Origin of the sequence: Streptomyces sp. NRRL F-2664, assembly GCF_000719345.1 — a bacterium.
Classification (GTDB): domain Bacteria; phylum Actinomycetota; class Actinomycetes; order Streptomycetales; family Streptomycetaceae; genus Streptomyces.
This window is the reverse complement of record NZ_JOFX01000013.1, coordinates 22,869-38,663: the sequence shown is the minus strand read 5'-3', so window position 1 is coordinate 38,663 and position 15,795 is coordinate 22,869. Positions and strand designations below refer to the sequence as shown.

General features: G+C 71.9%; 11 protein-coding genes and 1 pseudogene. 6 read left to right on the top strand and 6 right to left on the bottom strand.

The window, feature by feature from the left end:
* Window positions 1-81 precede the first annotated feature (81 nt).
* Complete coding sequence (gene uvrA / locus IF89_RS0114435; RefSeq protein ID WP_030766653.1) at window positions 82-3,069, bottom strand: excinuclease ABC subunit UvrA; 2,988 nt, start codon at window positions 3,067-3,069, stop codon at window positions 82-84.
* 185 nt (window positions 3,070-3,254) lie between these two features.
* Between uvrA and IF89_RS0114430 the strand changes: the two genes are divergently transcribed.
* From IF89_RS0114430 to IF89_RS0114420, 3 genes and pseudogenes are all read left to right on the top strand, one after another.
* Complete coding sequence (locus tag IF89_RS0114430; protein ID WP_030766650.1) at window positions 3,255-3,944, top strand: maleylpyruvate isomerase family mycothiol-dependent enzyme; 690 nt, start codon at window positions 3,255-3,257, stop codon at window positions 3,942-3,944.
* Window positions 3,945-3,968: 24 nt separating this feature from the next.
* Window positions 3,969-4,508: pseudogene (locus IF89_RS0114425) on the top strand (MBL fold metallo-hydrolase); the annotation flags it as partial.
* A gap of 70 nt (window positions 4,509-4,578) precedes the next feature.
* Window positions 4,579-5,907: an MFS transporter gene (locus IF89_RS0114420; protein ID WP_043193951.1), complete on the top strand. Its 1,329-nt coding sequence runs from the start codon at window positions 4,579-4,581 to the stop codon at window positions 5,905-5,907.
* A gap of 25 nt (window positions 5,908-5,932) precedes the next feature.
* On the opposite strand, the gene IF89_RS0114415 is transcribed toward IF89_RS0114420, so the two are convergent.
* From IF89_RS0114415 to uvrB, 4 genes are all read right to left on the bottom strand, one after another.
* Window positions 5,933-6,916, bottom strand: a complete 984-nt coding sequence (locus IF89_RS0114415) for a TerC family protein (protein ID WP_030766642.1) — start codon at window positions 6,914-6,916, stop codon at window positions 5,933-5,935.
* A 235-nt stretch (window positions 6,917-7,151) separates the two neighbouring features.
* Window positions 7,152-9,107 (bottom strand): TerD family protein, encoded by a 1,956-nt coding sequence (locus IF89_RS0114410; RefSeq protein WP_030766639.1) that lies wholly within the window; start codon window positions 9,105-9,107, stop codon window positions 7,152-7,154.
* A gap of 71 nt (window positions 9,108-9,178) precedes the next feature.
* A complete protein-coding gene (locus tag IF89_RS0114405) occupies window positions 9,179-9,757 on the bottom strand; it encodes a TerD family protein (protein WP_030766636.1) in 579 nt (192 codons plus the stop codon).
* A gap of 88 nt (window positions 9,758-9,845) precedes the next feature.
* Window positions 9,846-12,014 carry an excinuclease ABC subunit UvrB gene (uvrB, locus tag IF89_RS0114400; protein ID WP_030766633.1) on the bottom strand — a complete coding sequence of 723 codons (2,169 nt, stop codon included), beginning with the start codon at window positions 12,012-12,014 and terminating at the stop codon, window positions 9,846-9,848.
* A gap of 245 nt (window positions 12,015-12,259) precedes the next feature.
* Here uvrB and IF89_RS0114395 point away from each other — a divergent pair, with 245 nt between their 5' ends.
* The 3 genes from IF89_RS0114395 to IF89_RS0114385 all read left to right on the top strand — a co-directional run bounded on the left by IF89_RS0114395 (window position 12,260) and on the right by IF89_RS0114385 (window position 15,371).
* Window positions 12,260-13,162 carry a glycerophosphodiester phosphodiesterase gene (locus IF89_RS0114395; protein WP_030766630.1) on the top strand — a complete coding sequence of 301 codons (903 nt, stop codon included), beginning with the start codon at window positions 12,260-12,262 and terminating at the stop codon, window positions 13,160-13,162.
* A 50-nt stretch (window positions 13,163-13,212) separates the two neighbouring features.
* Complete coding sequence (locus IF89_RS0114390) at window positions 13,213-13,776, top strand: methylated-DNA--[protein]-cysteine S-methyltransferase (RefSeq protein WP_030766627.1); 564 nt, start codon at window positions 13,213-13,215, stop codon at window positions 13,774-13,776.
* A gap of 359 nt (window positions 13,777-14,135) precedes the next feature.
* Window positions 14,136-15,371: an MFS transporter gene (locus IF89_RS0114385; protein WP_078628304.1), complete on the top strand. Its 1,236-nt coding sequence runs from the start codon at window positions 14,136-14,138 to the stop codon at window positions 15,369-15,371.
* A 15-nt stretch (window positions 15,372-15,386) separates the two neighbouring features.
* Here IF89_RS0114385 and IF89_RS0114380 read toward each other — a convergent pair whose 3' ends face one another.
* Complete coding sequence (locus IF89_RS0114380; protein WP_030766621.1) at window positions 15,387-15,764, bottom strand: cupin domain-containing protein; 378 nt, start codon at window positions 15,762-15,764, stop codon at window positions 15,387-15,389.
* Between the last annotated feature and the right edge of the window lie 31 nt (window positions 15,765-15,795).

The window sequence follows — 15,795 nt, the reverse complement described above, 5'->3', positions numbered from 1 at the left end:
ACGGTCGGGCAGGGCAGGGCACGGCCCGGCCACCGGCCGTCGTGCCGGCCCCGCCCGCCCGCCGGGGCCGGCACTACGCCCTTAGGCCTTGCGGGTCCTCGCCGTCGCCTTCTTCGCCGGAGCGGCGGCCTTCTTGGCCGGGGCCGCCTTCTTGGCCGCGGCCGCCTTCCTGGCCGGGGCCTTCTTCGCCGCGGCCCGTACCGGGGAGGCGCCCGCGTCGGAGACCCGGTCCGCGCCGAGGATGTCCCGCAGGAACTTGCCCGTGTGACTGGCGCCCACCGAGGCCACCTGCTCGGGGGTGCCCTCGGCGACCACCATGCCGCCGCCGTAGCCGCCCTCGGGGCCCATGTCGATGACCCAGTCCGCGGTCTTGATGACGTCCAGGTTGTGCTCGATCACGATCACCGAGTTGCCCTTGTCGACGAGCCCCGACAGCACCTTGATCAGCTTCGAGATGTCCTCGAAGTGCAGACCCGTCGTCGGCTCGTCCAGCACGTAGACCGTCCGGCCCGTGGAGCGCTTCTGCAGCTCGGACGCCAGCTTCACGCGCTGCGCCTCACCGCCCGACAGGGTCGGCGCGGACTGGCCGAGGCGCACGTAGCCCAGCCCGACCTCGTTGAGCGTCTTCAGGTGGCGCGCGATCGTCGGGACCGCCTCGAAGAAGTCCAGCGCCTCCTCGATCGGCATGTTCAGCACTTCGGCGATGGACTTGCCCTTGTAGTGGACCTCCAGCGTCTCCCGGTTGTACCGGTCGCCGTGGCAGACCTCGCACGGGACGTAGACGTCCGGCAGGAAGTTCATCTCGATCTTGATCGTGCCGTCGCCGGAGCAGTTCTCGCAGCGCCCGCCCTTGACGTTGAAGGAGAAGCGGCCCGGCAGGTAGCCGCGCACCTTCGCCTCCATCGTCTCGGCGAAGAGCTTGCGCACGTGGTCGAAGACGCCGGTGTACGTCGCCGGATTGGACCGGGGTGTCCGACCGATGGGCGACTGGTCGACGTGGACGACCTTGTCGACGAGGTCGTCGCCCTCCACCCGGGTGTGGCGGCCCGGCACCGAACGGGCGCCGTTCAGCTCGCGCGCGAGGTGGGTGTAGAGGATGTCGTTGACCAGGGTGGACTTTCCGGAGCCCGAGACACCGGTCACGGCCGTGAGGACGCCCAGCGGGAAGGACACGTCGATGTCCCGCAGGTTGTTCTCCTTGGCGCCGTGGACGGTCAGCCTGCGCTCTCCGTTCACGGGCCGGCGGACATCCGGGATCTCGATGGCCCTCTTGCCCGCGAGGTACTGCCCGGTCATCGACTCGGTGTTCTTCAGCAGCTCCTTGAGCGAACCGCTGTGGACGACCTTTCCGCCGTGCTCGCCCGCGCCCGGGCCGATGTCCACGACCCAGTCGGCCACCTTGATGGTGTCCTCGTCGTGCTCGACGACGATCAGGGTGTTGCCCATGTCCCGCAGCCGGACCAGCGTCTCGATCAGCCGGTGGTTGTCGCGCTGGTGCAGGCCGATGGAGGGCTCGTCCAGCACGTAGAGCACGCCGACGAGGCCGGAGCCGATCTGCGTGGCGAGCCGGATGCGCTGGGCCTCGCCGCCCGACAGCGTGCCCGCGGCCCGGTTGAGGGAGAGGTAGTCCAGGCCGACGTCCACGAGGAAGCGGAGCCGCTCGTTGACCTCCTTCAGGACCCGCTCGGCGATCTTCTTGTCGCGGGCGTCGAGCCGCAGCCGTCCCAGGAAGTCCGCGCACTCGCTGATCGACATGGCGGCGACCTCGGCGATGGACTTCTCCATCACCGTCACGGCCAACACGATCGGCTTGAGGCGGGTGCCCTCACACGTGGGGCAGGGCACCTCGCGCATGTAACCCTCGAAGCGCTCGCGGCTGGCGTCGCTCTCCGACTCGGCGTGCCGCCGCTTCACGAACGGCACGGCGCCCTCGAAGGCCGTGGTGTACGCCCGCTCGCGCCCGTACCGGTTGCGGTAGCGGACCTCGATCTGCGTCCGGTGGCCGTAGAGCAGGGCCTTCTTCGCCCGGACCGGCAGACCGGCCCACGGGATGTCCGTGCGGAAGCCCAGCTCCCCGGCCAGCGCGCCGATCAGCCGCTGGAAGTAGTCCTTGGTGTGGCCGAGCGACCACGGCGAGACCGCGCCCTCGTCGAGGGACTTGTCCTCGTCGGGAACGATCAGCTCCGGGTCCACCTCCATGCGCGTGCCGATGCCGGTGCACTCGGGGCAGGCGCCGAAGGGCGAGTTGAAGGAGAAGGAGCGCGGCTCCAGCTCCTCGAAGGAAAGGTCGTCGTACGGGCAGTAGAGGTGCTCGGAATACATCCGCTCACGCTCGGGGTCGTCCTCGGGAAGGTCGACGAAGTCCAGGACGACCATGCCGCCGGAGAGGCCGAGGGCCGTCTCCACGGAGTCGGTGAGCCTGCGCTTGGCGCCGTCCTTGACGGTGAGGCGGTCGATGACCACCTCGATCGTGTGCTTCTCCTGCTTCTTCAGGGCCGGCGGCTCGGAGAGCTGGATGGTGGTGCCGTCCACCCGAGCGCGGCTGTAGCCCTTGGTCTGGAGGTCGGCGAAGAGGTCGACGAACTCGCCCTTGCGCTCGCGCACCAGCGGCGAGAGCACCTGGAAGCGGCTGCCTTCGGGGAGCGCGAGCACCTTGTCGACGATCGCCTGCGGCGACTGGCGCGAGATGGGCCGGCGGCACTCGGGGCAGTGCGGCTTGCCGATGCGGGCGAAGAGCAGGCGGAGGTAGTCGTAGACCTCGGTGATGGTGCCGACGGTCGAGCGCGGGTTGCGCGAGGTGGACTTCTGGTCGATGGAGACGGCCGGCGAGAGGCCCTCGATGAAGTCGACGTCGGGCTTGTCCATCTGCCCGAGGAACTGGCGGGCGTACGACGAGAGCGACTCGACGTAGCGGCGCTGGCCCTCGGCGAAGATCGTGTCGAAGGCCAGGGAGGACTTGCCCGACCCGGAGAGTCCGGTGAAGACGATGAGCGAGTCGCGGGGCAGGTCGAGCGAGACGTTCTTCAGGTTGTGCTCGCGAGCGCCACGAACGATGAGACGGTCGGTCACGCCGGTCCGCACCTTTCTTGAGAGAGCGGGGGGCACAGCCCCCGTCCCAGGGTATGGGGGGCGCCACTGCGGTGGAGATGGAGCTTCGACTTCGAGCGTATAGCACGCACATTCGATTTACGGCACTGCGCAAACCTCTTCACCCGATCGTGTGGCCGCCGGCCCCGAGCACTAGGCTCGAAACCATGACTGATCATGTGCACGACCTGCGATCTGTACGTGAAGCCACGGAGCGGCTGCTGACCGCGGTCGCGAAACTGGACAACGGCGCCCTGTCCGAGGAGTCACACCTCCCGGGCTGGACCCGCGGCCACATCCTGGCCCACCTCGCGCGCAACGCCGACGCCCTCGTCAACGTCCTCGAGGGCCGCCCGATGTACGACAGCGGCGAGGCGCGCGACGCGGACATCGCTCGCGACGCCGGCCGGCCCCTGGAAGAACACCTGAGGGACCTCCGTCATTCCGCGGACCGCTTCCTCGCCGCCACCGAGCACGACCAGGACTGGTCGCGCACCGTCGAGCTGCGGGGCGGGGTCACCGACCTCGCCTCGAACGTGCCCTTCCGCCGCTGGGTCGAGGTGGACCTGCACCACGTCGACCTCGGCATCGGCTACGAGCTCTCCGACCTGCCGGAGGAGTTCACCGACCGCGAGATCTCCTTCCTCGCCGACCGCTGGTCCGGGCGCCCCGAGGTGCCCGCGACGGCCCTGGCCGCCGCCGACGGGCGCACCTGGCGCACCGGCTCCGCCGGAGACCCGGCCGTGACCGTGTCCGGCTCCCCCGCCGCACTGCTGGCCTGGCTCGCCGGCCGCGGCGACAAGGGCGCCTCCCTCACCACCACGGGCGGCCCCCTCCCCGAGCTCCCGCCGTTGTAGGAAGACACCTCTAGGATCAATGACATGACGTACACCGGAGAGGTCAAGGTCGGCGGTCCGGCCGACGTGCACGAGCTCGCGGACCTGATGATTTCCAAGGTCGCGGTGGGCTCGATGAACAACAACGCCTACCTGCTGCGCTGCCGGGCCACCGACGAGCAGCTGCTCATCGACGCGGCCGCCGAACCGCAGACGCTGCTGAACCTGATCGGCGACGACGGCATCGCCTCCGTGGTCACCACCCACCGGCACGGCGACCACTGGGGCGCGCTGGCGGAGGTCGTCGCGGCCACCGGGGCGAGGACCTACGCGGGCGCCCTGGACGCCGAGGGCATCCCGGTCGCGACCGACGTCCCCCTCGCGGACGGGGACACCGTGCGCGTCGGGCGGGTCGAGCTGACCGCCCGCCACCTGGTCGGCCACACCCCCGGCTCGATCGCGCTCGTCTACGACGATCCGCACGGCCACGCGCACGTGTTCACCGGCGACTGCCTGTTCCCCGGCGGCGTCGGCAACACCCACGGCGATGCGGAGGCCTTCACCAGCCTCCTCGACGACGTCCAGCACAGCCCCCGCCGCCACCCCCGCTCCGGCCCCGCGGGCCGCTGACGACGGCGGCCGGGCCCGGCCCGGCATACTGCGCCTCGCCACCGCCGCGCTCGCCGGGACCGCCATCGAGTTCTACGACTTCTTCGTCTACGGGACGGCCGCGGCGCTCGTCCTGGGGCCGCTCTTCTTCCCGTCCTTCTCCCCGCTCGCCGGCACCCTCGCCGCCTTCGGCACCTTCGGCGTGGGCTTCCTCGCCCGGCCGCTGGGCTCCGCCGTCTTCGGCCACATCGGCGACCGCTACGGCCGGCGCCCGGTGCTGCTGGCCTCCCTGCTGCTCACCGGCCTCGCCACGGTGGCCGTGGGCTGCGTACCGACGTACGGGACGATCGGCATCGCCGCTCCGGTGCTGCTGCTCCTGCTGCGCTTCCTGCAGGGCCTCGGGCTGGGCGGCGAGTGGGGCGGCGCGGTGCTGCTGACCGCCGAGCACGCGCCGGAGCGCCGGCGCGGGCTGTGGGCGAGCTTCCCGCAGATCGGTCCGGCGGTCGGGTTCCTGCTGGCCAACGGGCTGATGCTGGGCCTGTCGGCCTCCCTCACGGACGCCCAGTTCACCTCCTGGGGGTGGCGCGTGCCGTTCTGGGCGGCCGGGCTGCTGGCCCTGGCAGGGCTGTGGCTGCGCCGCTCGGTGGAGGAGACCCCGCAGTTCCGGGCGCTCACGGCGACCGGCCGGCGGGCGGAGGCCCCGCTCGCCGAGGTGGTCCGGGGCCACTGGCGGCTGCTCCTGCTGACCGGCGGGGCGCTGGCGGTCGGCTACGCCGTCTTCTACGCGGTGACCACCTGGTCCCTCGCCTACGCCGCCGAGCACCTGGCGGTCGGCCGTACGACGATGCTCGCCTGCATCATGGCGGCCGTGGCGTTCAAGGGCCTGATGACCCCGCTGATGGCGGTGCTGGGCGACCGCTACGGGCGACGGCCGTTGTGCCTGGCCGGGTGCGCGGCCAGCGCCGTGTGGATGTTCCCGCTGGTCATGCTGTTGCGGACGGCGGAGCCGCTGCTGATGACGCTGGGCTTCGCGGTGGCGCTGCTGGGCATGGTGACGATGTTCGCGGTGGTGGGCGCGTACCTGCCGGAGCTGTACGCCCCGCGGATCCGCTGCACGGGTGCGGCCGTCGGCTACAACCTGGGCGGTGTGCTGGGCGGGGCACTGACCCCCGTCGTGGCGACGGCGCTGGCGGACGGCTCCGGCCCGCCGTGGGGCGTCGCGGCGTACCTGACCGCGATCGCGCTGGTGAGCCTGGCCTGCTTCGCCCTGCTGCCGGAGACGAGCCCGCTGGTCGTGGGCAAGCGGACGGGCGCCGGCGGTGAACGGGACGCGGACACGCAGACGGGGGCGGCCGCCACGGCCGCCCCCGTCTAGACGCGCGGACGGATCCGCGCACCCGTCAGGCGTCGATGCTCTCCGGGCGGGCGGCGGCCTCGGCCGCCGCCTGCTTCTTCGAGGCGATCAGGCTGGTGATCGTGGTGATGACCAGGACACCGCAGATGACGCCCAGGGAGACGGGGATCGAGATCTCCGGGACGTGCACCCCGGACTCGTGCAGGGCGTGCAGCACCAGCTTGACGCCGATGAAGCCGAGGATGATCGACAGTCCGTAGCTGAGGTGGACCAGCTTCTCCAGGAGGCCGCCGATCAGGAAGTACAGCTGGCGCAGACCCATCAGCGCGAAGGCGTTGGCCGTGAAGACGATGTACGGGTCCTGGGTGAGGCCGAAGATGGCGGGGATCGAGTCCAGCGCGAACAGCACGTCGGTGGTGCCGATGGCGAGCATGACGACCATCAGCGGCGTCAGCACGCGCTTGCCGTTGGTGACGATGAAGAGCTTGGTGCCGTGGTACTGGTCGGCGACGCCGAACTTCTTCTCGACGGACTTCAGGAGGCGGTTCTCCTCGAACTCCTCCTCGTCCTCGTCCTTGCGGGCCTCCTGGATGAGCTTCCACGCGGTGTAGATGAGGAAGGCGCCGAAGATGTAGAAGACCCAGCTGAAGCTGGCGATGATCGCGGCGCCGGCCGCGATGAAGACCGCGCGCAGGACGAGCGCGATCAGCACGCCGATGAGGAGGACGCGCTGCTGGAGGTGGGAGGGCACCGCGAACTTCGCCATGATCAGCACGAAGACGAAGAGGTTGTCGACGCTCAGGGACTTCTCGGTGATGAAGCCCGCGAAGAACTCCTGCGACGCCTGCGGGGTGCCGAAGAACCACAGGCCGAGGCCGAAGAGCGCGGCCAGGACGATCCAGACGACCGTCCAGGTGCCGGCTTCCTTGATCGACACGTCGTGGGGTTTGCGGCCGATGAAGAAGTCGGCGCCGATGAGCAGGGACAGACCGACAATGGTCGCGACCCAAAGGGCCCAGGAAACTTCCATGGTGAACACGCCTCCGGCGGATGGCTCAGCACTTCGTCAGCGTCATCGCTGCCGGAGGTCTCTTCCACCCGGGCGGCCTGGTGGCCGTGGGCCGACGCCCCGGGACCGCGCGCGTGGTGCCGCTGGTGGTCCGTATTGACGGGTACGCCGTAGCAGGAAAGCAGGAATACTCCCCTCCGCACGGACGAGCTTACCCGCCACAGGCGGTGAAGGTAAAGGGAATGCCAAAGGATGGTCACGGACGGGTAGTGCGCCGGGCCTCCGCCACCCGGTCGAGCACCTGGTCGAGAACCCTGCTGCCCTGCGGCGGAAGGTTCGGCTCGAAGGTCCAGGCGTGCTGCACCCAGGGGTCGGCGAGGTGGTTGTCCGGGACCGGCGAGAGCCGCATCAGGGAGCGCCACAGCGGATCCAGCAGCGGTCCGTAGGCGGAGGCCTCGTCGCGGTCGGCGACCATCAGCAGGTGTACGCCGACCGCCGCGCCCTCGTCGGCGAGGTAGCGCAGCTGGGTGACGGCCCGGTCGTCGAAGCCGTGCGGGAAGTCGTGCACGATGAGCAGCTGCTCGGCCGTGTCCACATCCGCAGGCAGGTCCTCGGGCGCCCCGGCCCGCAGCGCCATCTGCACGAGGTCCACGCGCCGGGTCAGGTCGGCCAGCGTCCGGGTGACCCCCGCCGCGCCGGCGGCGGGCGGCCCGGCCAGCACCCCGGCCCGTACCAGCGGTTCCAGGGCGGCGGCGCCGGCTCCGGCGGCGTCGATGACGTGGACGGAGAACCGGTCGGCGGGGTGGACGGCGAGCAGCCGCACCGCGTGGGCGACGGCCATGTCCATGGCAGCCCGGCGCAGCCGGTCGGTGTCCATGGCCATCGCGGCCTCCGAACCGGTGCGGCCGTTGTCGATCCACAGCCCGCGCTCCAGCGGGAGCCGGACCAGCATGGGGATGCGCAGGTCGGGCCGCTCCGCCAGGTGCAGGTCGCCCAGGCGCAGGGCCAGCGGGCCCTCCTCGGGCGTGCGATGGCCGTGCCAGACCGGGTTGTCCCAGCGGGCGTACGCGGCCGGCAGCGCGGGCTCGACGACCTCCGACTCGGCGATCAGCTGGACGAGGTCCCGGTCGAGGACGGCCTGGGCCTGGGCGACCAGTTCGTCGCGGCGGGCCCGGGCGGTGTCGCGGGCGGCGTTGCCGGAGCCGCCGAGGCGGTGGCGCGGGTCGGAGAGGACGTCGTCCAGTTCGCGGTCCATGCGGGAGTCGGCGAACTCCACGGCGCTGCGGTAGGCGGCGACGGTACGGGCCAGGTCCTCGAACATGCCCCAGACCTGGTTGTAGAGCCGCTCGTCCATGGACCAGCCACTGGCGTCGCCGGCGACCGGCCGCGGCGGCTGCCCCGGCTCGGCGGCGGCGGCGCGCGGGGCCGGCTCGGGCGGCTCGCTGCTGGTGCGGCGGCGGCGCGGGTGGGTGTAGCTGATCGTGGGCGGGGAGCCGTCGCCGGCGGGCGCGGGGCCGGGCGTACCGGCGTACGGGGTGCCGGAGACGGGGAGCGGCTCCGGGGGCGTCGGGGCGGGCGCGGGGGTCTGCGCCGGGGGCTGCGGGGCTCCCACGTCGCCGGCGAGGGTGGGCAGGGTCGCGAGCGTCACGTCCGTGTCCTGCGCCGGGGCGACGGCGCCCAGCACGGTGGCGGCCAGCTCCCGGGCGGCCGGCGCGGGCAGCCCGCCGTCGGCGAGGAGGGCCCCGAGGCCGTCGGCGTAGCCCTGGCCGACGGCGCGGACCTTCCAGGCGCCCTGGCGCCGGTACAGCTCCAGGGCGGTCACGGCACTCTCGGCGTCCAGCCCGGTCAGGGTGTAGCCGGCGATCTCGGCGCCGCCGTCGGGGGCGGCCACGCACACGTGGGAGGCGGGGACCGCGCCGAAGCGGACCGGGCCGCCGGGCGGCAGGACGAGCAGCACGCCGAGGCGGTGGACGTCCGCGGCGACGGCGCCGAGGTCCACGGCGAAGGTGTGCCGGTCGGCGAGTTCCGCCGGAGCCTGCACGCCGGGCAGGGACCTGGCGCCGGGGTGGGCCAGGACCTCGCTGCCGGACAGCCGGCCCTGTTCGTCGGCGAGCGAGGCCAGGGCCAGCACCGGCGTACCCGCCGAGACCCTGATCTCCACCCGGTTCTGGGACACGGGGTGGTTCTGCCCCCGGACCAGTTCGGCCGTCATCGTGCAGCCCCTCCCCCGTGCCTGTCTCTTCTTCTGTGCGGTACCGCTCTCCGGTACCGCAGTCGGTACTGCTACAGATGCGGCAGGATCGCCGGCATCAGGTCCTGGAAGGTCCGGCCGTTGGCCGGGTTGCCCAGGGCCGTCATCTGCCAGCCGGCGCCCGCCCGGGACACCTTCGCCATGATCTGCGCGGTGTACGCGCCGCCGCCGTCGAGGGTGTAGCGGGCCAGCTCCTGGCCGTTGGTCTCGTCGACGATGCGGCAGAAGGCGTTCTGCACCTCCTGGAACGTCTGTCCGGTGAAGGAGTTCACCGTGAAGACGATCTGGTCGATGTGGACCGGCACCCGCTGGAGGTCGACGAGGATCGCCTCGTCGTCCCCGCCCTGGCCGACGCCGCCGACGAGGTTGTCACCGGTGTGGCGCACCGAGCCGTCGTCGCTCTGCAGGTGGCGGAAGAAGACCACGTCGACCGGCTGCTTGTCGGCGAAGAGTACCGCCGACGCGTCCAGGTCGATCTCCCGCGTCCGCGAGCCGAACAGTCCGCGGCGCTTGGCCGCCTGCCAGCCCAGGCCCATCCGGACCGCGGTCAGCGTCCCTCCGTCCGACTTCTGCAGACTGATGGCCTGACCCTTGGTCATGTTGACCGTCACGCGCGTCCCCTCTCCGTAGCCCGCCCCAGTTGACTGGTGCGCAGCGTGTTCCTGCGGCTGTGACCCAACCCTACTGACAGCCCCCGGCTCAGGCGAGGCCCGCTTCCTTCATCTGCCGGAGCTCCTTCTTCAGCTCGCCGACCTCGTCCCGGATCCGGGCCGCCACCTCGAACTGGAGCTCCGCCGCGGCGGCGCGCATGCGCTCGGTCATCTGCTCGATGATCGAGGCCAGTTCGGCGGCCGGACGGTCGGTGAGGACCGCGGCGCCCGTGGCCCCCTTGGCCGCTTTCGCACCCTTGCCCGCCTTGGCGGCCCTGCCGGCGCCCGCCGGGGCGTGGGCCCCGAGGGCCGGCACCGGCGCCTTGGCCCCCTTGCCGTCCTTCGTCTGCCGGTATCCGGTGCCGAGGAGCTGCTCGGTGTCCAGTTCCTCGCGGGCGATGGTGGCGACGATGTCGTTGATCTTCTTGCGGAGCGGCTGCGGGTCGATGCCGTTCGCGGTGTTGTAGGCGATCTGCTTCTCGCGGCGCCGGTTGGTCTCCTCGATGGCCTTCTCCATGCCGGGCGTGACCTTGTCCGCGTACATGTGGACCTGGCCGGACACGTTGCGCGCGGCGCGGCCGATGGTCTGGATCAGGGAGGTGCCCGAGCGCAGGAAGCCCTCCTTGTCGGCGTCGAGGATCGCCACCAGGGACACCTCGGGCAGGTCGAGGCCCTCGCGGAGCAGGTTGATGCCGACCAGGACGTCGTACTCGCCGGCCCGCAGCTCGCGCAGCAGCTCGATGCGGCGCAGCGTGTCGACGTCGCTGTGCAGGTAGCGGACCTGGATGCCGAGCTCCAGGAAGTAGTCCGTGAGGTCCTCGGCCATCTTCTTGGTGAGGGTGGTGACCAGCACCCGCTCGTCCTTCTCGACCCGCGCGCGGATCTCGTGCACGAGGTCGTCGATCTGGCCCTCGGTGGGCTTGACCACGACCTGGGGGTCGATGAGGCCGGTGGGGCGGATGATCTGCTCGACGAAGCCGTCGCCGCGCGAGAGCTCGTACTTGCCCGGGGTCGCCGACAGGTAGACGGTCTGGCCGATGCGCTCCTGGAACTCCTCCCACTTCAGCGGGCGGTTGTCGAGGGCGGAGGGCAGCCGGAAGCCGTGGTCCACGAGGGTCCGCTTGCGGGAGGCGTCGCCCTCGTACATGGCGCCGATCTGGGGCACGGTGACATGCGACTCGTCGATGACCAGGAGGAAGTCCTCCGGGAAGTAGTCGATGAGGGTGTGGGGTGCCGAGCCCCGCTCGCGGCCGTCCATGTGCAGCGAGTAGTTCTCGATGCCGGAGCAGGAGCCGATCTGCCGCATCATCTCCAGGTCGTAGGTGGTGCGCATGCGCAGGCGCTGCGCCTCCAGCATCTTGCCCTGCTTCTCCAGCTCGGCGAGGCGCTCGACCAGCTCGGCCTCGATGCCGGCGATCGCCTTCTCCATGCGCTCCGGGCCGGCGACGTAGTGGCTGGCGGGGAAGACGTACAGCTCGCGGTCCTCGCTGATGACCTCGCCGGTCAGCGGGTGCAGGGTCGACAGCGCCTCGATCTCGTCGCCGAACATCTCGATGCGGACGGCCAGTTCCTCATAGACCGGGAAGATCTCGATGGTGTCGCCGCGCACCCGGAAGGTGCCGCGGGTGAAGGCCACGTCGTTGCGCGTGTACTGGATGTCGACGAAGCGGCGCAGCAGCTGGTCCCGGTCGATCTCCTCGCCCACCTTCAGGGCGACCATCCGGTCGACGTACTCCTGCGGGGTGCCGAGGCCGTAGATGCAGGACACGGAGGCGACGACGACCACGTCCCGCCGGGTCAGCAGCGAGTTGGTGGCGGAGTGGCGCAGCCGCTCCACCTCCTCGTTGATCGAGGAGTCCTTCTCGATGTACGTGTCCGACTGCGGCACGTAGGCCTCGGGCTGGTAGTAGTCGTAGTACGAGACGAAGTACTCGACGGCGTTGTTCGGCAGGAGCTCCCGGAACTCGTTCGCCAGCTGGGCGGCCAGCGTCTTGTTCGGCGCCATGACCAGGGTGGGGCGCTGGAGCTTCTCGATCATCCAGGCGGTGGTCGCCGACTTGCCGGTGCCGGTCGCACCCAGCAGGACGACATCCTTCTCACCTGCACGGATGCGCTTCTCCAGCTCGGCGATGGCCGCCGGCTGGTCGCCGCTGGGCTGGTAGGGGCTGACGACCTCGAAAGGCGCCACCGTGCGTTCGATCTTCGATACGGGCCGCATGACTCCACCGTACGACCCTCCACCGACACTCACGTCCCCCCAGCGGTCCACGGCCCCCTCGCGGGCGCCCGGCAGGTCCGGGTGCGGCGCCGAGCGACGTCATCCGTTCTGGTCCGTTTGACGCAGTTCGGTGGCGGCTCTGTGATCTTCAACCCCATGATCGCGGTGAAGTGCATCGCCACAACGTCTGCCGGTCCGCACCCCTCTGACGCAGGAACAGGGCTCACGACCCGAGGAGAACGCACATGTACGTCCGACCCGCCGCCGCGGCCGCCGCCGCCTTCCTGGGCCTGGCCCTCACCCTGCTGGGCGGGACGGCGTCGTACGCCGCCACCGGCCCCGGACCCGCCGCCGGACCGCTGGACCTCGGGGGTCCGGTCGTGTACGCCCACCGGGGGGCTTCGGCGTACGCCCCGGAGAACACCCTCGCGGCGGTCGACCTGGCGATGCGCCTGGGCTTCGACTGGGTCGAGAACGACGTCCAGCGCACCAAGGACGGCGAGCTGGTCGTGATCCACGACGACACCCTGGCCCGGACCACGGACGTCGAGCAGCTCTTCCCCGACCGCGGGCCCTGGAGGGTCAAGGACTTCACGGCGGCCGAGATCGCCCGGCTGGACGCGGGCAGCTGGTTCGGCGAGGAGTACGCGGGCGCCTCCGTACCGACCCTGCGGCAGTACCTGGACCGGGTGCAGCGCAACCGCCAGCGGCTGCTGCTGGAGATCAAGAAGCCGGAGCTCTACCCCGGGATCGAGGAGCAGACCCTGAAGGTGCTGGGCGAGGCGGGCTGGCTCGACGCGCGCCATGTCGCGCGCCGCCTGGTGGTGCAGAGCTTCAGCGCCGACTGCGTGCGCAGGGTGCACGGGCTGCGCCCCGACCTGGTGACGGCCTTCCTCGGCACCCCGCCGGTGGCGGACCTGCCGCGGTACGCGGAGTTCACCGACCGGATCAACCCGTGGCACACCACCATCTCGGCGGACTGGGTCGCGGCGGTGCACGGCCTGCTCGGGGCTCACGGCAGGGCGATGGAGGTGGACACCTGGATCGTGGACGACGCCGCGACGGCCCGCAAGGTGCAGGAGATGGGCGTGGACGGGATCATCACCAACGCCCCGGACGTGGTCCGGGAGGCGGTGGGCGGCTTCTGAGCCGCCCCGGGCGGGCGCAGCCTGTCGGAGGCGGGCCGTACCGTGGACGCGTGGACAGCACCGAGCGGCCCCGCGGACCGCACCTCGAATGGACCGTCGTCGCCAGCGACATCGGTCCCCTGCTCCTGGCCGCGACCCCGGAGGGGCTGGTCCGGGTCGAGTTCCATGCCGGACCGGACCGGGTCGACCGGATGGTGGGTCCGCTCGTCTCACGGCTCGGCGCCGACGCCAGGAGGCCCGCGCCGGGCGAGGAGGTGCTGCTGGCCGAGCCGGTCCGGCAGCTCGCCGCCTACTTCGCCGGTGCACTGCGGCGTTTCGACCTCCCGCTGGACTGGCGCCTGAGCTCCGGCTTCAACCGGCAGGTGCTCCAGGAGCTGGACCGTTCCGTGCCCTACGGATCGGTCGTCGGCTACGGGGAGCTGGCCGCCCGTGCCGGACAGCCCGGCGCCGCGCAGGCCGTGGGCAACGCCATGGGCTCGAACCCCCTGCCGCTGGTGGTCCCCTGCCACCGGGTCGTGGAGAACGACGGGGGCATCGGGGGGTTCGGCGGCGGTCTGGAGACCAAGCGGCAGCTGCTCGCGCTGGAGGGGGTCCTGCCGCAGCCGCTGTTCTGACGCCCCGGCTCGACGGCCGTCAGCCGCAGTCACAACCGGCACGGCCGTCACTGCCGTCACTGCCGTCCTCACGGTCCCGGCTGCCGCGCTGTGACCTGCGGGCACGTCCCCGACGACGGCCCGGTTCCGCCCGGCGGTAAGGGGTGGCACACTGCGGCGGTGACTACTGCTGCCGCCGCCGCACCCGGCCCCACCGCGCCCCCCGCGCGCCGCGCCGCCGCGCACCCGCGAGGGCGGGGTACGGCGTGACCGCCTCGCCCGGCACGGACCGGCCCACCCCGCCTCCGACCCCACCACCCGCCCCGCCGCTCGGCCTGCCCGAACTGGCCCGGCTGCAGAAGCGCACCTCCCGGGTCCTCATGGCCGGGCAGGTGCTGGGCGGCCTCGGCGTGCCCATCAGCATCGCCCTGGCGCCCGTACTCGCCACGGAGGTCAGCGGCACCGAGGCGCTGTCCGGCTTCGCCTCCACCGCCTCGGTGATCGGCACCGCCCTGGTCTCGCTGCCGCTCGCCGCCCTGATGAACGCGCGCGGCCGGCGCCCGGGGCTGGTCCTGGCCTACGGGATCGGCGCCGTCGGGGCCGGCCTGGTCGTCCTCGCCGCCACGGTCAAGAGCTTCCCGCTGCTGCTGCTCGGCATGGCCGCCTTCGGTGCCGCCTCCTCCGCGAACCTCCAGGCCCGGTTCGCCGCCGCGGACCTCGCCGCACCGGACCACCGGGCCCGGGCCATCTCGGTCGTCGTGTGGGCGTCCACCCTCGGCGCGGTCCTCGGGCCCAACCTGTCCGCCCCCGCGAGCCGCAGCTTCGCCGGGACCTCCATACCCGAGACGGCGGGCCCCTTCGTGTGGGCCGCCGTCGTCTTCGTCCTGACCGGAGCGCTGATCGCCGTACTCCTGCGGCCCGACCCGCTGCTGACGGCACGGTCCGTCGCCGCCCCCGAGGAGCAGGGCCGCGAGGGCCGCTCGATCCGCGCCGGCATCGCCGCCGTGCGGTCCTCCCCCCGGGCCCGGCTCGCCCTCCTGACCGTCGCCGTCTCCCACACCACCATGGTCTCGATCATGGTCATGACCCCGATGGACCTCGGCCACCACGGCGCCGGCCTCGAACTGGTCGGGCTGGTCATCAGCGGCCACATCGCGGGGATGTTCGCGTTCTCCCCGCTCATGGGGTGGCTCGCCGACCGGCTCGGCCGGTTCACCGTGATCGGCCTCGCCGCGGGGCTGCTGTCGCTCGCCGCGCTGCTCGCCGGTACGGCCGGGCCCAGCCACGGGCAGAGCGCGCTCGGCCTCTTCCTGCTCGGCCTCGGCTGGTCGGCGGGGATGGTGTCCGGCTCGGCCCTGCTGACCGACTCGGTGCCGCAGGCGGCACGGGCCGCCGTACAGGGCCTGAGCGACCTCACCATGAACACCGCCGCGGGCGTGGGCGGCGCCGCCGCCGGCGTGATCATGGCGCAGGCGGGCTACGGCTGGCTGAACGCTGTCGGTGCCTCGCTGCTGCTGCCGATGGCGGCGCTCGCCCTCTTCACCGCACGCCGCCACCCCGCAGGGCCGGAGGGGGTTCGCCGGAGGAGCGTGCCGGTGCGGGCCGACAAGGGCTGACGGGGGCGTACGGCCTCAGTGGCTGATGTGGTAGGCCTTGCGGAGGGTCTCGTGGACGGTCCAGACGGTCTTGTCGCCCTCCCGCAGCACAGCGGCGGAGCCGGGCCCGACCTCCAGGGTCTCGCCGCCCTCGACCTCGACGGTGGCGCGTCCGAAGACCACGACGAACAGCTCGTCGGCCTCGACGTCGGTGACCACGCCCGGAGTGATCTGCCAGATCCCGCGCACCTGCTTGCCGTCGGCCGACTCCCACAGGACCTTGCCGGTGACGACCGGGTCCCCGGAGACGATCTGCGCGGGGTCGAGGTCGTCGGGTTCCAGCTCCACGCCCGCCACGTCGACGGCGAAGGATGCGGGGGCGGGCGGGGCGGCGGGGTGATCGCTGGGGCTCATGGCGCGCCAGCCTAGTGCGGCCCGCCCGCCC